Origin of the sequence: Streptomyces rubrogriseus (assembly GCF_027947575.1) — a bacterium.
Lineage (GTDB): Bacteria > Actinomycetota > Actinomycetes > Streptomycetales > Streptomycetaceae > Streptomyces > Streptomyces rubrogriseus.
Genome location: NZ_CP116256.1, coordinates 4,273,875 through 4,298,947 on the forward strand (window position 1 = coordinate 4,273,875; position 25,073 = coordinate 4,298,947).

A 25,073-nucleotide genomic window follows, 5' to 3' on the forward strand; every position below is an offset into this window, starting at 1 on the left:
GAACGGGTCCCGCACCCGTGTCAGGCCCGCCGTGCCCTGGGTGCGCACCCGGCGGGCCTCGCCCAGGGCGAGGACGTCCGAGACCAGAGCCGCTGACGACGCCTCGGCGGGCGATGAGGGGCCTGATCCCCGCGCTGCCTCAGGACGCCGAACGCCGACGACTGGCGCTCCCGGACGACCAGCGCCCGCAGGTCAGTCCGCCTCAACGGCAATTGAAGCGATTCAATGAACTGAGAATCGGGCAGACCGAGTTCTGCACGCCCGTTGTCATGAGCCAGGGCGAGCATCATAGTGACGTTGAACCGATTCACTCTCTTCTGAGGAGCGCCTGTGCGTCAGCTGACCGCTGCCCTGGTTGCTGCATTGGTCGTCGTCGCGGGGGAACCCGCGGCCGCGACGGCGGCGAGCCCGCCCGCCTCCTCCGCCGTCCCCGCCCTGAGTGCCGGCGACCTGACCACCAACGCCTTGGACGATCCCCTCGGCACAGCGCTGACGGCTCCGACCCTCGGCTGGCAGCTGGACTCCCCGCGCCGCGGTGTCACCCAGCGTGCCTACGAGATCCACGTCGCCTCCTCGGCCGACCGGCTCCGCGACCCCGACGTCTGGGACAGTGGCAAGGTCTCCACCCGTCAGTCGGTCGGCGTCCGTTACGACGGCCCCGCGCTGAAGCCGCGCACGGACTACGTCTGGTCCGTGCGGGTGTGGGACGGCCAGGGCAACACCTCCCCCTGGAGCGAGCCCGCCCGGTTCGGCACCGGTCTGGGCGACCGACCGTGGACCGCCGAGTGGATCGGTGCGGGCTCCCGGAAGTTGGGCGCCGAGTGGAACGACTACACGGTCGAGTTCACCGCCTCGGACATCAGCGGCGCGCTCGGCGTCTACGTCCGCGGCCAGGACACCGAGAACGCCTACATGTGGCAGATCAGCGACGCACAGAAGGCGCTGCGCCCGCACGTGAAACGCGACGGCGGCTACTCGACCCTCCAGGAGACGCCGTTCCCGGCCGGGTTCGACTTCGCCGCCGAGCACGACTACGCGATATCCGTCGACGGTGACACGATCACCACCGTCGTCGACGGTGAGCAACTGGACCGCCGCACCGTCGCGACGTTCGGCGGACCCGGCATCATGGGCTTCCGCACCAGCGGCGCGGAGCGCGGCCTGGTCCACGACGTCACGGTCACCAGCGAGGACGGCACGGTCCTCGTCGACACCGACTTCCCGGCAGACGACCGCACGTTCGCGGCCGGCACCGTGATCGCCGACGGCCTGCGCGTCGACAGCACGGGCGGCGAAGCATGGTTGCGCCGTGAGCAGGCGGTCCCGCTGCTGCGCAAGGAGTTCGACCTCGGCGACAAGGAGGTGTCTCGGGCGCGCGTCTACGCGTCGGCACGCGGCGTCTACGAGCTGCGGCTCAACGGCGAGCGGGTGGGCGACGCCGAACTCGCACCCGGCTGGACGGCGTACGACAAACGCGTCGACTACCAGACCTACGATGTCACCGAGCAGGTGCGCGACGGCGCCAACGTACTCGGCGCCGAGGTCGCACCGGGCTGGTACTCCGGCAAGGTCGCGATGTTCGGCACCGGCGTCTACGGCCAGGACAACTCGGTGATCGCCGAGATGCTGGTCGAGTTCACCGACGGCACCAGCACCGTCCTGCGCACCGACGACACATGGACCACCGCCGACGGACCGACCCGCGAGGCAGATCTGCTCGACGGCGAGTCCTACGACGCGCGGGTGGCCGAGAAGGTCGACGGCTGGGACGAGCCCGGATTCGACGACGCGGGCTGGGCCGCGGCGCACGTCCGCGACGAGCCGACGACCGTACTGGAGCCCCAGACCGCGGTCGACGTGCGTGTCACCGAGCAGCTGAAGACCGCGAAACGGATCCACTCGCCGACCGACGGCGTGTACCTCTACGACCTCGGACAGAACATGGTCGGTCACGTGCGGCTCACCCTGAAGGGCGAGCCGGGCCGGACGGTGAAGGTCCGGCACGGTGAGGTGCTCAACCCCGACGGCACGCTCTACACCGCGAACCTGCGCAGCGCCAAGGCGACCGACCACTACACCTTCGCCACGGACGAGCCGGAGACGTTCGAGCCGTCGTTCACCTTCCACGGGTTCCGGTACGTCGAGATCTCCGGCGTCGACGAGGCCCCGGCGGCCGAGGACCTGGTCGGTGTCGTCGTCGGTACCGACGGCGATCTCACCAGCACCCTCGACACCAACTCCGACCTGGTGGACCAGCTCCACCGCAACATCGTCTGGGGCATGCGCGGCAACTTCCTCTCGATCCCGACGGACACTCCGGCGCGCGACGAGCGGATGGGCTGGACCGGCGACATCAACGTCTTCGCCCGTACCGCCGTGTACAACATGGATGCGCAGTCCTTCCTGACCAAGTGGCTGCAGGACCTGCGCGACACCCAGCGGCCCGACGGCTCGCTCCCCGGCGTCGCCCCGGTGGTGCCCGGTCGCTTCGACGGCGGCTACGAGTCGGCCGGCTGGATGGACGCCGGCGTGCACGTGCCGTGGACGCTGTGGCAGGCGTACGGCGACACCGAGGTCATCCGCGAGAACTACGAAACGATGAAGCGGTACGTCGACTTCCTCGACGCCGACTCCACCGGCCACATCCGTTCCGCCGGCGGCTACCTCGACTGGCTCAACCTCGACGACCAGACCCCGGCCGACGTGCTGGACACCGCGTTCGTCGCCAAGAGCACGCGCGAGTTCGCACAGATGGCGGCGGCCATCGGCCGGGACGACGACGCGGCGGCGTACCAGCGGCGCCACGAGGCGATCCGGTCGGCGTACCAGGCGGCGTTCATCGGCGTCGACGGCACCGTGAAGGGCGACAGTCAGACGTCGTACATCCTGACGCTGACCAACGACCTCGTGCCCGCAGACCGGCGCGACGCGGTCGTGGACCGGTTCGTCGAGACCCTCAAGCGGCGTGACTATCACCTGTCGACCGGCTTCCTCGGTGTCGACGGGCTGCTGCCGGCACTCACCCAGGCCGGTCGCTCCGACATCGCCTACCGCCTGTTGCAGCACGAGGACTACCCGTCGTGGGGCTACGAGATCGGGAAGGGCGCGACCACGGTCTGGGAGCGGTGGAACTCCATCAACCCCGACGGGTCCTTCAACGACGTGGGGATGAATTCGTTCAACCACTACGCGTACGGCGCGGTCGGTGAGTGGATGTACCGGACGATGGCAGGCGTCTCGGCGGCCGAGCCGGGCTACCGGAAGGTGCTGATCGACCCCGAGCCCGGTGAGGGCATCGACCACGTCGACTTCAGCCACGAGACGCCGTACGGGACGGTGCGCAGCGCGTGGGACACGAAGACCGGGCCGATGACGCTCGACGTGACCGTGCCGGCGAACACCACCGCCGAGGTGCGCATCCCGGCGGCGAACCGCTGGGCGGTCACCGAGGGCGGCGAGCCGATCGACGAGGTCGACGGTGTGCGATACGTCGAGGAGGCCGACGGGGACGTGGTGCTGGAGGTCGGCTCGGGGGACTACGCCTTCGCGGTCGACCCGGTACTCGGGCACCTGGGATCCGCCCAGGCACAGGCGGCCGCGTTCGCCGGTGATGTCGACGACCTGGACGTACACGGTCTTGGCGCGATCGCGAAGCGGCACCTGCAGTCCGGAACCGGGCTGATGCGGAAAGAGCTCGGAGGCGCATGGCGGCTGCGGGGTCTGGGCGCGAAGGAGCAGCTGATCGCCGCCACCGTGCACCGTGCGCTCGCCGGTGCCGAGGACCTCGACCGATGGACGCGGACGTACGCCGAGCGGGGGACGATCGACGCGGCGGCGGCAGAAGGGCTGCGCGATGCACTCGCCGGCATCGAGCGGAGCCTCTCACGGGCCTCCTCCAGCCTGGTCGGGGCCGTGGCCACGCTGGACGTGCCGGCCGACGAGATCCTTCCCGGCGACGTCGTGCGCGTGAAAGTGGCGCTGAAGAACACCGGCAAGCGCCCGCTGGCAGGCGTCGACTCCTCGCTGCGGGCACCCGCCGGCTGGACGGTGAAGTCCGCGGGCACCCACAAGTCCACCGCGGGTGCGGGCAGCACGCTCGAACACGCCTACGACGTCACCGTTTCGAAGGACGCGGCGGCCTCCATGGCCGACCTCACCGGCTCGGTGTCCTACCGGTACGGCCCAGGGGCCGCGACGCTGCCGCTGTCAGCGGCGCTGGTGGTCGCCCCGGGTGTCGCCATCGACAGCGTCTCCACCTCGCCCGACCCGGTCGGCGCCGGGGAGGAGGTCACCGTCAGCACCGTCCTGGCCAATCGCACCGACGTGGTGCAGTCCGGCCAGGTCACCCTCGGTCTTCCGGATGGGTGGCCCACTCCGGACCCGGTCGCCTACCGCCTGGATCCGGGAGAGAGAACGACCGTCCAGGACGCCGTGACGGTGCCGCTCACCGTCGTCGGCCGGGCGGCCGAGGTCACCGTGGCGACCGGCTCGACCACGGCGGAACGGGCGACCGGCACGATCGCGGTCGAGCTGCGCACCCCGCCCACGGAGTCCACCGATCGCGTCGACCTCGGCGACGGCGCGTCGGAGTCCGCCCACGGGCTGACGGCGTCGGAGCACTCGGGGACGAACGTGGAGGCCGGGCTGACAAGGCGCTACACCCACTCCTCCTACCCGGGCGGCTGGTTCGAGTTCGATGCCGCCGTACCGGCCGACGGTCGCTTCGTGGTCCGTATCGTCGAGACCTTCGACGGCGCCCGGCACAAGACCTACGACGTCAAGATCGACGGTGAGGTCGCGCACAGCGTCGACCTGACGCGAAGCGAGGGTGGCCAGGGCACCATCACCCACCAATTCGTGGTGGCACCCTCAGCGAGCACATCGGACGGCACCGTGCGACTCCGCTTCCAGGACACCGGCGCCGACTACGATCCCTCGATCGCCGACGTCTGGGTACTGCCGGTCGGCTGAAGCCGCTGATGGCCGCGGTCGTGCAGCGTACCTGACGCCATTGCCGACTGCCCGGCCGACGAGCGCGGTCAGGATGCACCCGTGCGTGCGCCCTGGCCGCCACCGGGCGCGCCGGGCTCCGCGGCCGCGATACTGGCGTCCGGGACCGTCAGCGAAGTGCGCACCGGCGAGCCCAATGCGGTCGACGCACCCATCGGTTGACGGCGCGCGTTCCGCTGCCGCATACCCCTTGACTCCTTCTGAAGCCACAAGAACACTGAGAACCCCACTCTCGCGACAACGTTGTCAGACGTGTCGTCCAGACGTGTCCGAAGGGAGTTCTCCGTGTCAGCGCACTCCTGGCGGCCACGCCGGCGACATTCGCGCCTCAGACGGCCGACCGGACTCGTCGTGCTGTCCGTGGCCGTCGGCGGTGCCGTGGACGCGGCGGCGCCGACGTCGGCCGTGTCCGCGAAACCGGTGACTAGTTGGCGTACCTCGTTCGAGTCGGGCGACGCGGCCGTCGACGGGACCCCGGTGCCGTATCGGGCGTGGTGCAACCGGGTTCCGTCAGATCTTGCTCACCCCGGCAGAACAACGCCCGGAACCTGCCGGAACTGCAAGCCTTCGCAGCCGGCGGTCCGGAGTCCGCACGCCGGACGGCGCCCCCTACTCACCTGGAGCACACATGCACGACGACCAAGCGGCTGTCACAACCCCGGGAGGAGCACCGTCAAGGCGTCGCTTCCTCACCGCTTCGGGCACGGTCCTGGCGAGCGTGTCTCTGGCAGGCGCGCTGCCGGGCCGCGCCTTCGCCGCGTCCGCCGCCGACGCCGAAACCGCCGCGGCCTCCGACCTCGCGCTCCACCGACCCGTGAGGGTCTCCTCAACCGCCTACGCGCCAACGCCCGCGCACTTCGTCACCGATCGTCTGGACCGGGCCGGAGTCACCGGCAGCGGCTGGCGAGCGGCGGACACCGAGGAGCCCCAGTGGGTGGCCGTCGACCTGGAAGGCACCTGCCGTGTCACTGCGGTTGTCCTGGTCTTCGAGGCCACCGAGGGCGATACCGTCTTCAAGCCGTCCCCGGGCGTCAATCCGCACGCCGGAACAACCGGTTGGGAGGTCATGTCCAGCTACGCCAAGACCTTCCGTATCGAGGTGTCGCAGGACGGCACCACCTGGAAGCAGGTGCACGAGGGTGCTACCGGGAAGGGCGGCACCGTCGAAGTGCGCCTGGACGAACCCGTCACCACCCGCTGGGTTCGCATGGTGGGCACCGGCCTGTCCAACGCCAACCCGCTCGGCCTCAACTCCTTCCAGGTGCAAGGCACGGCGCAGGGCAGGCGCCGCACGGCCGAGGGGTGGACCGAGTGGTCGAGCGGGGCCCGCCCCGTGCCCGCCCTGAAGGTCGCGGATGACGGCACCGTGCCGATCGAGTCCGGCTGGAACCTGACCCTTGAGGAGTTCGCCGGATCCGACGACGGGGCGCGCCTGTCCTCGGACGACGTGGACACCGACCACTGGCTGCGCGCTCGGGTCCCGGGAACCGTTCTCGCCTCCCTGGTCGCCGAGGGCCACCTGCCCGACCCGGTGAAGGGCATGGACAACCTCCAGATCCCCGAGGCACTGGGCAGGTCGGCCTGGTGGTACCGGCGCGTGTTCACCGTGCCGCGAGGATTCCGGGCCGCGGGCAAGGACCGGGTCCGGCTCGAGATGGACGGCATCCAGCACAAGGCCGAGATCTGGCTCGACGGCACGAAGCTGGGCGAGCTGGAACACCCAACGGCCCGTGGGGTGTTCGACGTGACCGACCGGCTTCACGCAGGCGGCCGGCACGTCCTCGCCGTTCGGATCGCACCGATGCCGTTCCCCGGCAGCCCCGGCGACCGCGGCGCCGACGGATACTCCTACGCAGACGCCGGCTCCGACACGATGATGCGCAACGGCCCCACCTATCTGGCGGTGACCGGCTGGGACTGGATGCCGGCCGTCCGCGACCGTGTCATGGGCATCTGGAACCACGTCCGACTCCGCGCCACCGGCGATGCCGTCATCGGTGACCCCTTCGTGGATACGACCCTGCCCGCCCTGCCGGACCGATCGCGCGCCGATGTCACCGTCACCGTGCCCGTGCGCAACACGTCGTTGGAGCCCAAGACCGTCACGGTCACCGCCCGGCTCGGCTCGGTCCGCGTCAGCCAAGAGGTCGAGATGGACGCCGACAAGAGCGTCGACGTGAGCTTCACACCGAAAAACTTCCCCGCCCTGAGGCTGAAGAACCCCGACCTGTGGTGGCCCAACGGATACGGCGCCCCCACCCTGCACGACCTGGCCGTCACCACCACCACGGGCCGCCACGAGAGTGACGCGCGCACTCTCCGCGTCGGCCTGCGCCAGTTCGACTACGCGTCCGAGAACCCGGTCGAGTTCGAACCCGGCAGCAACCGTTTCGAGCAAGCCGTCGAGATCGGGGCACAGCACGCCCGCTGGGTACGGATCAGGACAGGCCGCCGTGCCACCGGCTACGGCGCCTCGCTGTGGCGCCTGTCCGTCACCGACAGCGCCCACTCGGACACCGACCTCGCGCTGCACGCCCCCGCCACCGCCTCCTCCACCGACAACGCGACCAACACCGCCGCGGCGGCCGTGGACGGTGACGACAACACCCGATGGTCGTCGGCGTACGCCGACGACCAGTGGATCAGCGTCGACCTCGGCGCGACGAAGGACTTCGACCGGGTCACCCTGGTGTGGGAGACGGCATACGCGCTCACCTTCACCGTGCAGGTCTCCGACGACGGCCGAACCTGGACGGACGTGAAGGCCGTCGACAACCAGCCGCACCAACTCCAGATCGGCGTCAACGGCATACGCGTCATGTGTCGCGGCGGCAACTGGGGCTGGGACGAACTGCTGCGCCGCATGGGCGACGGCCGGATGGAGGCCGTCGTCGGGATGCACCGCGACATGAACTTCACGATGATCCGCAACTGGATCGGCAGCAGCAACCGGGAGGAGTTCTACGCCCGCTGCGACGAGAGCGGGCTGTTGGTGTGGAACGACTTCTGGAACGCCTGGTTCCTCGACCCGCCGCATCACGCCCTCTACCTCGACCAGGCTCGCGACACCGTCCGCCGCTACCGCTCACACCCGTCCATCGTGGTCTGGTGCGGTGCCAACGAAGGCACCCCCTCGGGAGAGATCGACGCCGGTGTCCGCAAGGCCGTCGCCGAAGAACACCCGGGCGTGACGTACATCAGCAACTCGGCGGCCGGCATCGTCAGTGGCAGTGGACCGTACGCCTGGGTCGACCCGACGCGGTACTACGACCCGGATCTGTACGCACACGGCACCTTCGGCTTCCACACCGAGATCGGGATCCCTACGGTCTCGGTCGAGGAGAGCATGCGCAACATGGCCGGCGGCGAGAAGGAATGGCCCATCGGCCTGGTGTGGAACCACCACGACTGGCTGGAACGCGGCGGCCAGAACCCTCAGAGCTACAAGGCCGCCATCGACGAACGGCTCGGCGAATCCTCCTCGTTGGCGGAGTTCTGTGTGAAGGCCCAGTTCGTCAACTTCGAGTCGATGCGGGCCATTTTCGAGGCATGGAACGCCCACCTGTGGAAGGACGCCAGCGGTCTGCTGCTGTGGATGTCCAACCCGGCCTGGCACAGCACCGTATGGCAGACCTACGACTACGACCTGGACGTCAACGGCACGTACTACGGGGCCCGTTCGGGCAGCGAACCGCATCATGTGCAGGCCGACCCGAGGGACTGGAGCGTCATCGCCGTCAACCACACGCGCGAGGCGGTGCGCGGTGCCGAGATCCGCGCCGAGGTGTTCGACCTCACGGGACAGCGGCTGGGAGACACGCAGCGCAAGGCGGTGGACATACCCGCGGCGTCGACTGCGGCGGCCTTCACCGTTCCCGCTCCGGATGGTGACCATCCGCTGCACTTGGTACGCCTGCGGCTGTACGACGCGGCCGGTGACCGCCTGTCGGAGAACATGTACTGGCGCTACGGGCAGGCGAGGGACCTTCAGGCACTCAACGGCCTGGCCCGGGCCGAACTGGACGTGTCCCGAAATCGCGTCTCGCGACGGAACGGCCGTGTCAGCGTCACTGTGACGGTCCGCAACAAGGGACGCTCCGTCGCGCCGATGGTCCGGCTCGCTCTGCGCGACCGCCGCACCGGCAACCGCGTCCTGCCCGCCCTCTACTCGGACAACTACCTGTGGCTGCTGCCCGGTGACGAGTGCGAAGTGACCGTCTCCTGCCCACCGCGTGCGCTGCCGGGCGAGCTGGTGGTGACGGCACAGGGATACCGCACCGCGCGCGCGTCGAGTCGCTAGGGTCCCGGCCGCGGGTGTGACGACGGCTGACCGCCGCATCGAGCCGCGGACGGCCGTCGCGAGCACCGGGAACACCGGGAACACCGTCTTGACGGCCGAGCCGGGCCAGGGCGTCAGTCTCGCGATGCGTGAGCCGGGTGACGCTCGGCGCCGCCCAGTGGCGGCTACCGGTGGCGAGCACACTTGGAGGCGCTCGGGTTCACGGCTTCTGGCGGCCGGTGCCGTACCGGGCGAGCATCGTCTCCACGGCCTCGTCGACGGCGTAGCCCGTCTCCCGCGCGGCAGGGTCCCAGTCGTTGAGCAGCATCCGGGGCCACAGGACGAAGTTGGCGATCATGCCGAGGAACTGGTTCGCGGCACTCTCCGCATCGGGCACGCGGGCGATGCCGGCCTCGTGCTCGGCCTGGAGGTAGAGCCGCACGGAGTCGAAGTAGGGCAGCTTGCCCAGCTGGAACTGCATCCTGCCCAGCTCGGGCAGGCGCGGCAGCTCGGCGATCACAATCCTGAACAGGGCCGTCATGCCGGGTCGGCTCATCAGCTCGGCGTACTGGCGGCCGATGACCGCCAGTCCCGCACGCAGGTCGCCTGCCGGTGGCCGGGCCGGTGCCTGGCCGGCCCCCTGCTGCCACGACTCGATCACGATGGCCTCGAAGAGGGCCGCCTTGGTCGGGAACTGCTTGAACAGCGTCGACTTCGACACCCCGGCCGCCTCTGCGATCCGGGCCAGAGACGTCCCGCCGTATCCGCGCTCCAGGAACAGTGCGGTGGCGGACGAGGTGATCGCTTCCCGCTTCTGCTGAGCCAGCCGTCGGTGGTGGTCGGAGAGTCCTTCTGCCATGGGGACAGTATGCCCCTATGCCGAGGCGAGTCACTTGACTCGCCTCTAGGGGAGCCCTACGGTGAAGGAGGCGAGTCGGTCGACTCGCCCCCCCGCGCCGCGGTAGTACACCCGGCGGTCTCCTTTCCCCTTTCCCCTTCCCCCTTCGCCCGAGGAGCAGTTGCATGGACAGCAGGAAGATCGCGCTGGTGACCGGTGCCAACCGGGGGCTGGGCCGTAGCACGGCGGTGGCGCTGGCGCAGCGCGGGGCCAGGGTGGTCGTCACACACCGGGGCGACGAGGCGGGGGCGCGGGAGACGGTCGAGGCGGTGCGGGCAGCCGGGTCCGCCGCTCTCGCGCTGCGCCTGGACATCAGTGACGTCGCTTCGTTCCCCGCCTTTGCGGTTCAGCTCGGCGAGCATCTGCGGCTCTGGGACGCCGAGTGGCTCGACATCCTGGTCAACAACGCCGGGGTGGGGATCTTCGGTCCCCTGGAGCAGGTCAGCGTCTCGGACTTCGACGCGATGATGGAAACCAACGTGCGCGGCACGTTCTTCCTCATCCAGGCTCTGCTGCCGCTGCTCGCCGACCCCGCCGGCGTCATCAACGTCTCCAGCTCCCTGACCCGCCACACCAGCCCTGCCACCGCCGTCTACTCGGCGTCCAAGGCCGCCATCGAGGCACTCAGCCGCACCCTTGCCGCGGAACTGGGTCCGCGCGGCATCCGGGTCAACTCCATCGCCCCGGGGCCGACCGCCACCGACTTCAACGGCGGCGCGATGCGTGATGACACCGACATGCGAGCGGCGCTGGCGGCGCAGACCGCTCTGGGCCGCGTCGGCGAACCCGCCGAGATCGGCGACGCGATCGCCACCCTCGCCTCCGACAGCCTGCGCTGGGTCACGGCCCAGCGCCTCGAAGTCTCTGGAGGCGCCCTGCTCTAAAGGGTGCTGCAGAAGGCCGTGATGAGGCAGGTCGGAGTGGCGTCTGGGCGTGTGTGGTCATGCGGCGAGGGCGAGGTGGTGCATGCGGGCGACGGCCTGGACCGCGTGATGGAGGCCGTCGCCGCGTTGCCGGCAATGGAGGCCGCCGTCAGGCCTGCTTCTGCGGGGTGACGCAGGACCCTGTCCGGCTGGATGCGGTAGGTGTTGGTGCGTCCGTCGCGGGTGTGGGAGAGGTACCCGTCTCGTTTGAGATCGGAGATGATCCGCTGGACCGCGCGGTCGGTGAGGCGGCAGTGGGCGGCGATGTTGCGGATCCGGATGTTCGGGTTGTCGGCGATGGCCGCCGGCACGCGGGCGTGGTTGGTGCCTCACGTCCATCCGACGTCAGTTTCAGTACCTCTGCCATGCACTGATGCCGCTGATCTTCCTGGTGGGACTGTAGCCGGTCCGCCGCAGCGGACCGGCTCCGAAACTCAGGCGGCCCGGACGCGACCCCGTCCACCGCGGCGCTGTCGCGGGCGTCGGGGGAGTGGTGCTTCGCCATGCGCGAGATCCTCGCCGACTTCAGGACCATAGACGGGGGCCGTGAAGAGGTTCTGCCATTGCGGCTTGGGAGGTGCAGTCCTGTCAACGGTCTGCTCTTCACGGCGAATCTGCGGGTGTGACATCACTCGTTCCCTACTTCGTTACTTCTTTCCGCTTCTGCTGCGGACTGCGCTTCTCGTCAACTTGTCGTACGGCGGGCGGACCGGTGGCGAAGCCACAAGGGCAGGGCGTACCACGACAGCGCGAACCACACCATCACGCCGCCGACGAGCAGTTGCGCCATGAGCCCGGGCACCACGACGTGCAGGATCAGGAGCAGGGTGCATCCGATGGTCAGGGCCATCAGCAGCATGCCGCCCATCATCAGCCGGTGCGCCACCTCGACCATCTCGTCCTTCATCCGCTGCCCCGAGAGGAAGCGGTGGATGGAGACCGGGGCGATGAGGCACGCGGTGGCCGTGGCGCCCGAGATGACGGTGGTGACGTAGACGGCGTGGTCGAAGGTGTCCAGGTCGTGGAAGAGCGGGGTGAACGCGACACTGAGCAGGAAGCCGAAAAGGATCTGGACTCCTGTCTGAGCGACGCGGGTCTCCTGCATGATCTCGTTCCAGCGACGGTTGACCCGCTCGCGTGGCGTCTCCGGTGTTTCGTCCGTGGCGACGTCGCCGTGCCCCGCGCATGTACAGCACCCGCCGGCCCTTGCCTCCGGCCGCCCGATCGACTCCGTGGTCATGTCGTGGTTCCCCTCCGCTTGTGGTCCGTTCATCTGCCCGTCGTAGCCGGTCGTATGCCGCAGACAGTGATGATCCGCTGGACGGCGCGATCGACGAGGCGGCAATGGTTCGCGTTGTCGATGGCAGCCGGCGCGGGCGTGGCTGGTGTCGAAGCCCCATCCGGGATGAGCTTCGGGTACTACGGGCTTCCAGGGTGTTCTACGAGCCGTCTTTGCGTGAACCGAACTACATGACATACATTTCGTGTAACAGATGACGGGGTCGTGTGCGCGGGAGGGACCCGAAGGTGTCTTTGTATGAGGCGGTCACTGGGCGCACGGACGCTGACGTGCCCGGGCCACAGGAGCTCGGCCAGACCTCGGTGGCCCAGTACGAGTGTTGCGGTGTCCGCGTCGTCGGTGCGCGTGGCGCGTACGATCTGTACTCGATCACGCCTCTGTCGGAGGCATTGGCCGCGGCGGCGACGGAGCATTCGAAGGTGGTTCTGGATGCTTCCGGCATCACCTTCGCCGACTCGACTCTCCTGAACCTGCTGATCCTTACCCGACGGTCCGTCGACCTCCGAGTGGCCGCCCCGACACAGCAGTTGCGCCGCCTTCTCGACATCACCGGGGTCGACACGCTCCTCAAGGTGCGGGCGACGGTGAAGGAGGCCGCTACCTGCTAGGTTCCGCAGTCCTGGCCGGGAGGTCGGAATGAACCTTTCGACCCGGGGCATTCGAGATTCTGTTTGGCGCGGCCCTGCCCGAGTTGCGGGGCCCGTGGAGATGGAGACAGTCACCGCCTCGCGGTGCGGCGGTCGGCCGCCGCGCAGGCGGGATTCATCAGGGGAGAGGAAACGCGATGATCCTTCCGGCGGAGACGGAACTGCGTGCGGTGCTGGCTCGGTTCGCCCACGCGCGCATGGAATACGACGTGTCGCCCACCGGTCGCACCAGCCGGGCACTCGAGGACGCCACCTACACGCTGTGTGTGATCACCGGAGCGCGCACCGCCGAGGACGCCCTGGTCACGGCGGACGCACTGCTCGAGCGGTACACCGACCGTACGAGCGTTACCCAGGACGACGAGACTTTGGCCGCCTAGAAAGTGCGCGAGTAGGGCTGTCCCCGGCGTCTACGGGACGAACGGCCCCGGCGGCACACAGGGCCCGCTCGCCCCCGGCAGAGGCCGTCACCGAGCTGGGGTGCGGTAAGCACGATGGTCGTCACGATTAAGGTGAAAAACGCCGACGTCCCTTTGTCCCCGTGACGTTGACACGCACATCTAAGCGCAGTGGCGTCACCATACACTCCAGTGACCCTCGCCGAACCTGATGCCGTGACAGGTAGTCGGCAGCAGGCAGACATGCACTGGTCGAAGTGGTGAAGCCTTGGCGGGCTGTTCAGCCCCGAAGTCAGACACGGGGAGATCTACCGGCCGTCACCCAATTCCGACACAATCATCCCATGACGATGACCGCCGGCGTCGTGCTCCCGGCCCGGAACACACTGTTCACCCTCGCCCGAGGGGCCCTGGGAGGCGGTGTGATCGGGGCATCACTGACTGCTCTCGTCGTCGGCGCCGTCATCAGGAGCGTACCGCTGTTCGTCACCGGACTGGGAGTGCCCGCGGTCTACGCCCTACTCGTCCTCCTCGCTGGTGTGCCGCGTCGAGCACGGGAGGCGGCGATCGCACCGCGAACGGCGCTGGCGACGGTCGAGAGTGTGGAAGCCGTCAGGGACGAGGCGACCAGTGATGTGCCGGTGCGGTTCGTGTCGACGGTTGCGCCGGACGACGCACCGGCATACCGCGTCGCGTTCACGCAGCACGTCCACCTCGCCGACCTGCCCGACTACCGGGCGGGCGACGTTGTGGTGGTCCAGTACCCGCCGGACAGGCCGTGGCGGGTCAGGCTCGTGAAGCGGCCGACGCCTGAGTGGGAGGAGCGGGCGGCCGGCGCCCGCATCGACCCCGCGCCGGGGCCGGTCCTGGCCGGCGAGGAGCCCGAGGGCTCCGCCGTCGGCTTCGTCAGGCTGCTTGCCCTGCTGCTCGCCGCGGCCGGTGTGCTCCTGCTGTTCCGCACCGACCTGTTCGACGAAGACACCTCCGCGGGGTCGCCGTCCCCCACCCGGCCCTCGGTCTCCGCCTCTACCTCTTCGTCGACCACGGTGGTCTCGTCGGCCTCCGGCACGGTCACTCTCGCACCGCACCAGTCATTCCTCGACCAGGGCGAGCTGCGTAAGGCCATCACCGCGCTCACCCGGGGCACGGACGTGCGGATGGGGACCGCCGTCGTCGTACAGGACCGGATGCTGTCCGTCGTGTACGCGCACACCGGCTCGCAGACCGCGACATTCGACCTGGACTCCCTGCCCTACGACCGCTTCCCCGCCCTCGTCAAGGAAGCGCAGAGCAGCCTGGGGACCGGGTCGCCGCAGACCTGGGAGCTCACGGTGGAGTGCCTCACCGGCTCGCTCACCATCAGGGTCGGTGTGACGGCCGTCGGGGGGACGGCATGGCTGGAGGCGGACGGGGACGCCAAGGTGGTCCGGCGCACCCCGGCTCGCTGACGGACGCCGCGCCAACCGGGTCTCACTCGGATAAGGGATCCCACCGATGCGGGGAAGCTGTCCAAGGCTGAAGTCGAGCCGTCAAAGTGACGGGAGGTGTGTTTTGGCGGCACCGGCGGCCACGTACCAAGGTCTGCGAGACGTTGACGCGTCGGCGGGCAAGCGCGAGATCGCGCGAGTTCAGGGCGAACTGAACGCTCACCAACACCGGTACGCAAAGGACTCGTTGGAGGCGCTGACTGGAGCGCCGAGGGCGGTGGGGATTGCCCGCCAGGAGCGCGAGAGCGCCGCTGGTCCCCGGGGCGAGAGCCCGTTCCGGGACCGGGAACGTGATGGCCAGCGGAGACATGAGCCTGCTGAGGCTACAGGTGTGTTCTGCGACCAGGCCGACACGGAGACCGGTCAGCAGCCGCAGTTCCACGATGGCGACGTCGGGGTGGATCGGCTGGAGGACACGCCGCATCCAGGCCTGGCCGCCGGTGACGCGGGATCCCGGGGATCGGTGGCATGGCCGGAGGGCTTCAGCGGTTCGGGCTCATCGTTGCCCATCCATCGCGGCTGCGCGTATGGCCACCGTTCTCCAGGCCCAGGCAGTAGCGACGCCCAACTCCTCTGCGTGCCCCAACCCTACGAATGGCTGGGCCAGACCCAGTAAGAAGGTAGAGCCGCATGAGTCTTGAGGGATATCTGGCACTGTGGTGCGCGGTGTTCGGCACCGTCGCGCTCGTCGGCTACGTCCGGTCGCTGGCTGGGTTGACCGCGGCGCAGCGGTCGGCCCGGGTGACGGGCCGGATCGAGCAGGTCCGCGAACCCAGGCATGGAAGCTCGCAACGCGACGGGATATCCGTGGTCGTTTCCTTCGAAGACCCCTACAGCGGTGAGCAATTCACCGTGACAAACGACAGCGACCACGGGGAGAGGATCACAGCAGCCTGGACGGGACGAGAGATCGGAGTCCGCTACCCGCGCGGAAGACCGCACGCGTACCACTTCACCAGCGACCTCGAGGCAAGCCGGCACGGACTCGGATGGCCGAACTTCGCCCTCTTCCTCATCTACGTCGGACTGGTGGTCTTCGCCGCGATCGACTGGAGCTGGCCGTGGTCTCTGATCGGATTCGGTGTGCCCTGGACCCTGTCCGGCGTGTGGTACATGCCTCAGAGTGCCCGCGCGGTGAGACGTCGTATCGCCGCGCTGAACTCCCGCCCCCCTGTTCAGGGCCGCGTCATCGCCGTGCTTACGGACACCGACACCGACAGCGAGGGCGGCACCTTCACCAGCCACACACCGGTCATCGCCTTCACCACCCACGAGGGAACGGCCGTCACCGCTTACTGTCCTGACGGCCTGCCCCACGCCACCACCTCCCACGGAAGCGACGTCACGATCCACTACGACCCCGACGACCCCGCCGTCTTCACCCCGAACCTCGCGTCCGAGGACCGTTCCCGCCTGCTCGACATCACCTGTGGCACCGTGGCACTGAGCCTCGGAGTGGCAGCGGCCGTCGTCGGGGTAGCGCTGCTGTGACACCCGAAGAGCGACGGTACGCGCCGGAGGACTCCTTCCCACTGGATCCTCGGCGTGCGACGCTCTCTGCCTGGGAGTGCCACCCGTCGCCCGCATCCTGGTGTGCCCCAACTCGCGTGGCGAAGTCCTCTACCACAGCCCGACGACGGTAGGGGGTTACCCTGCCTACGCCGCCCCTCCATAAGCCGTGGACGGTGTCGCGCCACGGCTTGTCGCGCAGATTCAGAACTTCTAACAGCTAGCCACAGTGCCGTCTTTCGTTTCCTGGTGGCTCGGTCCGGCCGCGTATGCCAGCGGAGGTGCGATTGCTTGCGCATCCGCTCCCTGACCGACCCACAGGGCGATGAAGAGCGCGGCGGTCGCTTCCAGGAGTCCCGCATGTACGAGACCGCCGCCGGCCACGGGTTCGCAGCCCACGTCCTGCACCAACCTGCTTACACGCGCGAGGGCAGTCTCGTCGTCTCCGCAGACCGGAACGGCCAGCGGTCGCCCGTCGAAGACGGGCGGCCGCATGCGCCACACGTCCTCGTGGCAAAGGTTGAAAGCCTTGACCACGTGGGCTCCCGGTGCCGCCGCGGCGAGTTGCTGTGCGGCGGAGGGGCCTCCTTGCGTGAGCAGCCCGAAACCCGGACCGACCGCGTTGGAGCAGTCGAGCAGCACCTTGCCCTCCAGGGCCGCGTGCAGGTCCCGCACCACGTCTACTCCCGCCCCGAAGGGCAGCGCGGCCAACACCACCTGGCCGGACTCGGCCGCCGCGCGTAGACTGCCAGGCTTCGCGCTGCCCCCGATGCGCGTCGCGAGCCGCTCCGCCCTGTGCGGGTCCCGCCCCCCGATGGTTACCTCGTGCCCGGCCCGCACCCAGTGGGTGGCGAGTGCGTCGGCCATGTTGCCCGTGCCCAGTACACCGATTCTCATCGCGCGGCTCCTCTCCGTGTCTGCTTCGAGCATTCACGCTGACGCTAGACAACCGTTCGGGCACCATTTGGTACGTGACGACCAATGCCTTCCTCGCCGACTGCCGCGCCCGACTCGCCTTCGACCTGCTCTCCAACACCTGGAATGCCGTGGTGCTCTGGGCACTGCGCGATGGCCCCAGGCGCCCGGTCGAACTGCGAGAACGGATCGGGGGCATCAGCTCCAAGGTTCTTACCGAGACTCTGCGCCGACTGCAGTCCAACGGACTTGTCGACAGGCAGACAGACAACGACCACCCATCTCGGGTCGAGTACCAACTGACCTTTCTGGGTCGGACCTTGCTGGCTCCCATCGACGCCGTCGGGGCGTGGGCCTTCAAGTACGGTGATGAGGTGATGGCGGCTCAGGAAGCAGCATGCGCTCCCAACCCGCAGCGCCCTCGTTCAGCTTGCTAGTGTGCTGCGCCAGAAATCCTGAGGGCTAGGGCCTGTCTGACAAATGATCACCCGTGGACTCGAGGAGCCAGAGGATCAAGGAAGCCAGGACAACTCCGGCACGGTAGCGGTCGCCGAGCTTGTCGGACCGGGTCGCGATCGCGCGGAACTGCTTGAGGCGGGCGAAGCATCGTTCGACGACGTTGCGGTCGCGATAGGTGACCTTGTCGAAGGCCGGCGGCTGGCCGCCGAGGGCTCCGCGTCGGCGGCGGTTCGCCGCCTGGTCGCGGCGCTCGGGGATCGTGGCAGCGATGCCCCTGCGCCTCAGCAGATGACGGATGGACCTGTGGAATACGCCTTGTCACCCAGCACACGATCCGGTGTCGTGCGCGGGCGGCCCGTGCCGAGGCGCGGGGCGCGGATGCCGTCGAGGACTGGCCGAACGCCGTAGCGTCGTTGACGTTGCCGGGCGTGAGCACAATCGACAGGGGCAGGCCCCGGCCATCGACGGCGAGATGGACTTTGGTGGTCAGTCCGCCTCGGGAGCGGCCGAGGGCCTGGCGCGCTTGCGAGCCGCCCGGATCTTCCAGTTCGTCCCCGTTCGCATCCCCTTTTTTTGCGGGCGCCCACTGCGTGCTGATGGGCTCGGTTGATGGTGGAGTCGACGGAGACCGTCCATTCCACCCGGCCCACCGCGTCATCGCGGACCTGAACATGCTCCAGCAACCGTGCCCAGGTGCCGTCCGCCTCCCAGCGGGCGAACCGCTCGTGGACGGTCTGCCACGGAGCCCCGGTCCGCAGCCGCCACAGCACCCCGTTGACCACCTGCCGGTGATCACGCCACGGACGGCCCCGTCCGTCCACCTGGGGCAAAAGGGGCTCTATCCGCCTCCATCAGCTCACCTCGACCTGCCACAAGATCAATTATCAGACCGGCTATAGAGTCCTGCCCGTGGTGAATCATCAGGACGAGACCAGGACGGCCTACGACGGTGTCGTTGAGCTGTACGCATCGCTGTTCGCAAACCGGCTGGAGACACAACCTTTCTCCCGGGCCATGATCGGCACCTTCGCCGAACTGGTCCGCGCGACGGGCAACCCGCGGGCAGCGGACGTCGGGTGCGGGCCCGGACATCTGACAGCCATGCTGCACGAACTCGGCCTGGACGCCTTCGGACTCGACCTTGCCCCCGGCATGGTCGACCACGCCCGGCAGGCCCATCCGGCGCTGCGCTTCCAAGTGGCGCGGATGGAATCCCTGCCGATCGAGGACGCCGCGCTCGGCGGCGTGCTGGCCCACTACTCAATGATCCACACCCCTCCTGGAGAACTACCGGAGCTGCTCACCGAACAGGTGCGCGTCCTGGCGCCGGACGGTCTGCTCCTGGTCTCCTTCTTCGGGACCGACGGACAAGAACCGGTCCGGTTCGACCACAAGGTGGCGCCCGCCTACAGCTGGCCGGTGGATCGCCTCGCCGAACTGCTGGACGATGCTGGGCTCGACCCCTTCGCCCGGCTGCTCCACGATCCAGCCTCTGATCGGGGCTTCCTCGACGCCCATCTACTGGCCCGCCGTTCGTAGCCACTGCCCAGTCCCCAGCCGCTCGGCGCACCTCCAGATTGCCAGCTCAGCCGAATCTCGCTGATCAGACTGGAATTGTCTGACAGGCCCTAGTAAGTACCCTATTGCCATCTCGCATCCGGGGCCTTCTGCTGTGGCGATCACGTTGTCCGAATCGGAGTGCGCCGAGTTGGTGCGCCGGACGAACATGCCGCACCGGCGCTCGGCCGAGAAGGCTCGCGTCATCCTGCCGTGTGCTGACGGCATGTCAAACACGACTGTCGCAGGACTCGTCGGTGTCCAGGCCAAGACGGTCAGCAAGTGGCGTCGGGCTTTCGCCGCAGAGCGGATGGCCGGGCTTGAGGACGCCGGCTGGATCGGCCGTCCAAAGTCGACCTGATCCTCGACGACGCTGAGCGCAGGCAGCTGTAGCAGTGGGCGCGGCATGCCAGCACCGCCCAGGTCCTCGCGTTACGAGCCAAGATCGTGCTGCGCTGCGCGGAAGGCGGGGCGAACCAGCAGGCCGCGGCCGACCTCGGCACCGACAGGTCGACCGTGGACCGCTGACGAGCCCGGTTCATCGCAAAATGCCTCGAACTGGAGAGGCTTGCGCGGATCGGTGGTTCTCGCGACGACCTCAAGGTCGTCGCGGTGCCTGGGTGGGGGTGAGCGGCATACCCGAAGGGCTCGGTCGGGCACAGTAGGCGGCGGGTGGTGCGGCCGTGTTGTTCGAGGTAGTCGGCGAGCCGGAGTTCGGGGCCTGTTGCTGTGGGAAGAGCGGGCACGGGCGACGATCAAGCCGGTCATCCGGCTGCGACCCTGGCTGGTTCCCGGACGACCTCATCCGGTGCCTCGTCGTGCTCCCGCCGCGCGCAGGCGGGCAACGACTGCCGTTGGGGGAAGTAGGCGATGTGACCGTAGGAACTGCGCCGGCCGGGTGGACCCCCAGGTCATGCGGTTGCCGTCAGCGGAACGGCTGACCGGCCCCGACTCCGGCGGCGCGGCCGGGTTGCTCTCGGCGGGCTGGTCCGGTCGCGGCTCGGACACCCTTCCGACAGGTCCGGCGACGACGAACCCTCAGCGAGGAATCCCATCGGGTGTATTGCAGCTCCTGTGCCTCGGCAGGGCCCCGTTGTCCCCTCCCGCCTGCACCAGGCCCGTCTGGTACGCGATGACGACGAGCTGTGCCCGGTCGCGGGCGTTGAGTTTTGTCATCGCGCGGTGGATGTGTGTCCGTACCGTCAGCGGGCTGACCACCAGCAACTCGGCGATCTCCATGTTGGACTTGCCCTCGGCCGCCAGCGCCATCACTTCCCGTTCCCGTCCGGTGAGGTCGGCGAGCCGTTCCGCGGGCACCAGGTGCGTGCCGGGGCCCGGAGAGGTGAGGAAGCGAGTGATCAGGGTGCGGGTGGCGCCGGGGGAGAGCAGCGCCTCCCCGGAGGCCACCGTGCGGATGCCGGCCAACAGGGCGTCCGCGGTGACGTCCTTGCCCAGGAAGCCGCTGGCCCCGGCCCGCAGCGCCTGGGCGACGTACTCCTCGGTCTCGAAGGTGGTCAGGATCAGCACCCGGGTGGTCACCAGCTCTGAATCGGAGCAGATCGCCGCGGTGCCGGACAGGCCGTCCGTCCCGGGCATGCGAATGTCCATGAGCACCACGTCCGGGTGGTGGGTACGGGCCAGCTCCAGCGCCTCCGCCCCGTTGGACGCCTCCCCGACGACCTCCATGTCCGGGCAGGAGTCGATCAGGATGCGGAAAGTGGCCCTGAGCAGGGCCTGGTCGTCCGCGAGCAGCACCTTCACGGTCATGGAGACTCTCCTTCGACGATGGCGGACGGCTGCAGCGGCAGCGCGGTGGTGACCTCGAAGCCGCCCTCGGGGCGGGGGCCCGCGCGCAGGTCGCCGCCGATGGACTGGGCGCGCTCCCGCATGCCCCGCAACCCGAAGCCGCCGGACGTCCCGTTGACGGTGGTGGCGGTGGCCGGGCCGTCATTGCTGACGGTGATGAGCAGCCGGGAGTCGGCGTAGGTGAAGCTGACGTGGGCGGCGCGTTCGGGGGCGTGCTTGGCGACGTTGGTGAGGGCTTCCTGCACGAGCCGGTACGCGGTCAGGTCCACGCCCGGCGTCAGCGGGCGGCGCACACCCTCCTGGTGGACGACGACTTCCAGGCCCGCCGAGCGGTAGGAGTCGATCAGCTCAGGCAGGCGGGCGAGCCCCGGTGCCGGTTCCAGGCCCGCGCCCTTGGGCCGGTCGTCCTGGCGCAGCAGGCCCAGGGTGGCCTTGAGCTCGCGCAGCGCCGAAGAGGTGGTGCCGGTGAGGTCGTCGAGGATCTTCCGGCTCTGTTCGGGGTTGCTGTGCGAGAGGTGGGCGGCGGTGCCGGCCTGGGCGTTGGCGAGCGCCAGGTGGTGGGCTACGACGTCGTGCAGTTCGCGGGCGATGCGCATGCGCTCCTCGGTGACCCGCAGCCGGGCCTCCTCCTCCCGGGTGCGTTCTGCGTGCTCGGCGCGGGACTTGACCGCTTCCAGATAGTCGCCGCGCAGCCGGGCCAGGCTGCCGCCGACGAGCGGCAGAGCCATCCAGAACACCGGGCCGATCACGGTCAGGACGGGGGAGAGGTCGCGCATGCCGTCGGAGAACAGGTTCACGGTCAGCAGGGCCACCGTGACGACGAGCGCGTACGGGCGGACGGTCCGGCGATCGCACAGGACGGCCAGCCAGTACATCGCGGCGAGCAGCGGCGCCAGCAGCATCGGGGTGAGCAGGTAGCCGCGCGCGATCGCGGCGATGGTGACCCCGGCGACCACGACCACGACCGTGCGGGTGTGGGTGCGGTACTTCAGCAGGACGAAGCAGGACAGGCCGAGCATGACCTCCAGCGACTTTCCGGTGTCCGGGCGGTTGACGCCGGGGAGGCTGAGGTGGGTGCCGAAGAAGGCGCAGCCGATGAGGGCCAGCACCATCGTCACGTCCAGGAAGCGAGGGAAACGCGGGAAGCGCGACGCGTACTGTTCCACGCGCTCGGTGTAGCGCTCCAGGCTGCTGTTCATGGTGGGCTCTCTCGGTGAGGGGCTGCATCCATGGTGGACGATGCGAAGCCGCCCGGGACGCTGGGGCGACCCCGGGCGGCTCCTGCGCACCGGTCAGGTGCGGGCGAGGTTCTTTTCGGCCGGTTCCGCCTCGGGATCGGCCGGGCGGGTCAGGGCCTCGCCCTCCACGTCGACCCGGGGCAGGATCCGGTCCAGCCACTTCGGCAGCCACCAGGCCCGCTCGCCCAGCAGGGCGAGGACGGCCGGAACGATGGCCATCCGGACCACGAAGGCGTCGAGCAGGACGGCCGAGGCGAGGCCGAAGCCAATCATCTTGATCATGGCGTCGCTGTCCCCGATGAACCCGGAGAACACCGCGATCATGATCAGCGCGGCGGCCACGACGACCCGGGCGCTGTGCCGGAACCCGGAGGTCACGGCCTGGGCGGGCCGCTCGCCGTGGACGTACGCCTCGCGCATCCGCGAGACCAGGAAGACCTCGTAGTCCATGGCGAGGCCGAAGACGATGCCGACCAGGAAGATCGGCATCAGGCTCATGATGGGGCCGGTGGTCTCCACACCCAGCAGGTCGGCGCCGTGGCCCTGCTGGAAGACCACGACCACCGCGCCGAGCGAGGCGAGCACCGAGAGCAGGAAGCCGGCGGCCGCCTTCAGCGGGATGAGGATCGAGCGGAAGACCACCAGCAGCAGGATCACGGCGAGCCCGACCACCACGAGCAGGTACGGCACCAGCGCGGACTGCACCTTCTCGGAGACGTCGATGTTCATCGCGGTAGTCCCGGTAACCTCGAAGGTCGCCCCGGCCTCGGACTCGATGCCGGGCCGGTCGCCTCGGATCGTGTTGACCAGGTCCTTGGTCTCCTGGCCGGTCGGCGCGGTGGTGGGGACGACGGAGAAGACGGCCGTGTCGCCGGATTCGTTGAACTGGGCCGGGGACACCGACACCACGCCCTCGGTGCCGCCGATCCGCTCGGAGACGGTCTCGGCCGCGGCCTTCGGGTCGTCGGCGTCCTTGGCGTCCACGACCACGGTCAACGGTCCGTTGAAGCCGGGCCCGAAGCCCTCGGCGAGCGCGTCGTAGGCCCTGCGCTGGGTGGTCTCCGTGGACTTGGCCTCGTCGCCGGGCATACCGAGCTGAAGGTCGGTCATCGGCAGCGCCAGGGCGCCGAGGCCCGCGACGGCCGCGAGCAGCACGGGCAGCGGACGGCGCAGCACGAAGCTCGCCCAGCGGGCGCCGCCGTTGACCTTGCGCGTCTCCCGCGGCGTACCGCCCGCTCGGCGGGCCTTGCGGTCCTTGCGGGTCAGTATGGCGTTGGGCCAGAAGCCGAGGAAGGCCGGGACCAGGGTCAGCGCGATGAGGACGCCGACGACGACCGCGCCCGCCGCGCCCAGGCCCATCTCCGTCAGCATCGGGATGCCGACGACGGAGAGACCGACGAGCGCGATGACGACGGTGAGTCCGGCGAAGACCACGGCGGAGCCCGCGGTGCCGGTGGCGAGGGCGACGGCCTCCTGGGCAGTGCGCCCCTTGGCGCGCTCCTCGCGGTAGCGGGAGACGATGAACAGGGCGTAGTCGATGCCGACGGCCAGGCCCAGCATGATCGCCACGGTGCTGGTGGTGTCGGCCAGGCCCAGCGGACCGGCCAGGGCCGTGATGGCGAACAGGCTGATGCCGACGCCGATGAGCGCGGTGAGCAGCGGGAGTCCGGCGGCGGCCAGTGAGCCGAAGGTGATCAGCAGGACGACGGCGGCGACGGAGACGCCGATCGCCTCGGCGGTGCCGCTGGGTCCGCCCATGTCCTCCATGGCGTCGCCGCCCGCCTCGACGGTGAGCCCGGAGTCACGGGCGTGCTCGAGCGACTCTTCCAGGTGGCTTCGGCTGGCGTCGGTGAGGCCGGCGGCGTCGACCTTGTAGGTCACGGTCGTGTACGCGGTGGAGCCGTCCTCGCTGACCGCGCCGGACTCGTACGGATCGACGGTGCTCGCGACCTGCGTGCCATCCCCGAGTTCGGCTATCGCGGCCTCGACGGCCTCCTTGTTCTCGGTGGCGGTGACCTTCTCGCCGTTCGGCGAGACGAAGACGACGCGGGCGGTGGCGCCGTCGGCGGCGGCGCCGGGGAACCGCTCCTCCATCAGGTCGAAGGCTTCCTGCGACTCGATCCCCGGCATGGAGAAGGGTTCCTCCTCAGCCTCCGGCGCGGTCATGCCGGCAAGACCTACGGCGGCCAGCACGGCGGCCCAGACAAGGGCAACGGTCCAGCGTCGCCTGAAGGCCAAGCGGCCCATTCGATACAGAAAAGCAGCCACGGGGAGGTCTCCACATCCGGGTCTCGAAGGTGCCTCCAGACTCCTGAAGAGAGGAGTGTCCTGTCGTCGTCCCGCTGCCGACACTGCGCGATACTGAATCCGCAGTACTGCGCCCTCCGCGGGTCCCACCCGGGGACGAGAGCGGGTCGGCCTCAGGTCGCGGGGTAAGCCCGAGGACAGCCCCACGGACTCCGCGCGAGCCCTGCTCCGGCCGCTGAACAGCACCTCCGACGAAATCTGCTCGACCACGACACACCAGGAGGGGATTCATGGCTGAGTGGCCGACCTAAGTGGCAGCATTCGTCCTACACGACGGAGCCGCCCTCTGGAGCCTGGGCAAGATTCCTGCGTCCCATGTGGTCACCGGCGCCTGCAATGC

17 protein-coding genes and 1 pseudogene are annotated in these 25,073 nt (G+C 69.2%); 10 read left to right on the plus strand and 8 right to left on the minus strand.

From position 1 onward, the window contains the following. Positions 1 to 330 precede the first annotated feature (330 nt). Positions 331 to 4,971: a family 78 glycoside hydrolase catalytic domain gene (locus tag Sru02f_RS19565; RefSeq protein ID WP_167469433.1), complete on the plus strand. Its 4,641-nt coding sequence runs from the start codon at positions 331 to 333 to the stop codon at positions 4,969 to 4,971. Between the two features lie 757 nt (positions 4,972 to 5,728). Then, entirely contained in the window at positions 5,729 to 9,310 is a 3,582-nt protein-coding gene (locus Sru02f_RS19570) for a discoidin domain-containing protein (RefSeq protein ID WP_167469434.1), read from the plus strand. A 199-nt stretch (positions 9,311 to 9,509) separates the two neighbouring features. Here Sru02f_RS19570 and Sru02f_RS19575 read toward each other — a convergent pair whose 3' ends face one another. Further along, complete coding sequence (locus tag Sru02f_RS19575) at positions 9,510 to 10,148, minus strand: TetR/AcrR family transcriptional regulator (protein ID WP_109031277.1); 639 nt, start codon at positions 10,146 to 10,148, stop codon at positions 9,510 to 9,512. A gap of 164 nt (positions 10,149 to 10,312) precedes the next feature. Here Sru02f_RS19575 and Sru02f_RS19580 point away from each other — a divergent pair, with 164 nt between their 5' ends. Then, positions 10,313 to 11,071 carry an SDR family NAD(P)-dependent oxidoreductase gene (locus Sru02f_RS19580; RefSeq protein ID WP_109031278.1) on the plus strand — a complete coding sequence of 253 codons (759 nt, stop codon included), beginning with the start codon at positions 10,313 to 10,315 and terminating at the stop codon, positions 11,069 to 11,071. Here the strand turns inward: Sru02f_RS19580 and Sru02f_RS19585 are convergent. Then, a complete protein-coding gene (locus tag Sru02f_RS19585; RefSeq protein ID WP_244941797.1) occupies positions 11,068 to 11,421 on the minus strand; it encodes a MarR family transcriptional regulator in 354 nt (117 codons plus the stop codon). The genes Sru02f_RS19580 and Sru02f_RS19585 overlap by 4 nt on opposite strands. 374 nt (positions 11,422 to 11,795) lie before the next feature. After that, a complete protein-coding gene (locus tag Sru02f_RS19590) occupies positions 11,796 to 12,350 on the minus strand; it encodes a DUF6328 family protein (RefSeq protein WP_109031279.1) in 555 nt (184 codons plus the stop codon). A 329-nt stretch (positions 12,351 to 12,679) separates the two neighbouring features. On the opposite strand from Sru02f_RS19590, the gene Sru02f_RS19595 reads away from it, so the two are divergent. The 4 genes from Sru02f_RS19595 to Sru02f_RS19610 all read left to right on the plus strand — a co-directional run bounded on the left by Sru02f_RS19595 (position 12,680) and on the right by Sru02f_RS19610 (position 16,433). Next, positions 12,680 to 13,018 (plus strand): STAS domain-containing protein, encoded by a 339-nt coding sequence (locus Sru02f_RS19595; RefSeq protein ID WP_244941798.1) that lies wholly within the window; start codon positions 12,680 to 12,682, stop codon positions 13,016 to 13,018. Between the two features lie 176 nt (positions 13,019 to 13,194). Next, on the plus strand, positions 13,195 to 13,437 hold the full coding sequence (locus tag Sru02f_RS19600) for a DUF5133 domain-containing protein (protein ID WP_109031280.1): 243 nt from the start codon (positions 13,195 to 13,197) through the stop codon (positions 13,435 to 13,437). A 362-nt stretch (positions 13,438 to 13,799) separates the two neighbouring features. Continuing rightward, positions 13,800 to 14,903: a hypothetical protein gene (locus Sru02f_RS19605; protein WP_109031281.1), complete on the plus strand. Its 1,104-nt coding sequence runs from the start codon at positions 13,800 to 13,802 to the stop codon at positions 14,901 to 14,903. A gap of 669 nt (positions 14,904 to 15,572) precedes the next feature. Further along, positions 15,573 to 16,433 (plus strand): DUF3592 domain-containing protein, encoded by an 861-nt coding sequence (locus Sru02f_RS19610; protein ID WP_109031282.1) that lies wholly within the window; start codon positions 15,573 to 15,575, stop codon positions 16,431 to 16,433. A gap of 231 nt (positions 16,434 to 16,664) precedes the next feature. On the opposite strand, the gene Sru02f_RS19615 is transcribed toward Sru02f_RS19610, so the two are convergent. Continuing rightward, positions 16,665 to 17,348, minus strand: coding sequence for an NADPH-dependent F420 reductase (locus Sru02f_RS19615; protein WP_109031283.1), 684 nt, complete (start codon positions 17,346 to 17,348; stop codon positions 16,665 to 16,667). Between the two features lie 74 nt (positions 17,349 to 17,422). On the opposite strand from Sru02f_RS19615, the gene Sru02f_RS19620 reads away from it, so the two are divergent. After that, positions 17,423 to 17,803, plus strand: coding sequence for a winged helix-turn-helix transcriptional regulator (locus tag Sru02f_RS19620; protein WP_109031284.1), 381 nt, complete (start codon positions 17,423 to 17,425; stop codon positions 17,801 to 17,803). Between the two features lie 25 nt (positions 17,804 to 17,828). Here the strand turns inward: Sru02f_RS19620 and Sru02f_RS19625 are convergent. Beyond that, a pseudogene (locus Sru02f_RS19625) lies at positions 17,829 to 18,667 on the minus strand (IS5 family transposase). A 67-nt stretch (positions 18,668 to 18,734) separates the two neighbouring features. Here Sru02f_RS19625 and Sru02f_RS19630 point away from each other — a divergent pair. Both Sru02f_RS19630 and Sru02f_RS19635 read left to right on the plus strand, forming a co-directional pair. Next, a complete protein-coding gene (locus Sru02f_RS19630) occupies positions 18,735 to 19,364 on the plus strand; it encodes a class I SAM-dependent methyltransferase (protein ID WP_109031285.1) in 630 nt (209 codons plus the stop codon). 133 nt (positions 19,365 to 19,497) lie between these two features. Next, on the plus strand, positions 19,498 to 19,743 hold the full coding sequence (locus Sru02f_RS19635) for a helix-turn-helix domain-containing protein (RefSeq protein ID WP_167469435.1): 246 nt from the start codon (positions 19,498 to 19,500) through the stop codon (positions 19,741 to 19,743). 677 nt (positions 19,744 to 20,420) lie between these two features. On the opposite strand, the gene Sru02f_RS19640 is transcribed toward Sru02f_RS19635, so the two are convergent. The 3 genes from Sru02f_RS19640 to Sru02f_RS19650 all read right to left on the minus strand — a co-directional run bounded on the left by Sru02f_RS19640 (position 20,421) and on the right by Sru02f_RS19650 (position 24,694). After that, positions 20,421 to 21,149 carry a response regulator transcription factor gene (locus Sru02f_RS19640; protein ID WP_109031286.1) on the minus strand — a complete coding sequence of 243 codons (729 nt, stop codon included), beginning with the start codon at positions 21,147 to 21,149 and terminating at the stop codon, positions 20,421 to 20,423. Next, a complete protein-coding gene (locus Sru02f_RS19645; RefSeq protein WP_109031287.1) occupies positions 21,146 to 22,387 on the minus strand; it encodes a sensor histidine kinase in 1,242 nt (413 codons plus the stop codon). The genes Sru02f_RS19640 and Sru02f_RS19645 overlap by 4 nt, the downstream gene beginning before the upstream one ends. A gap of 93 nt (positions 22,388 to 22,480) precedes the next feature. After that, positions 22,481 to 24,694 carry an MMPL family transporter gene (locus Sru02f_RS19650; RefSeq protein WP_159107518.1) on the minus strand — a complete coding sequence of 738 codons (2,214 nt, stop codon included), beginning with the start codon at positions 24,692 to 24,694 and terminating at the stop codon, positions 22,481 to 22,483. Positions 24,695 to 25,073: the final 379 nt, after the last annotated feature.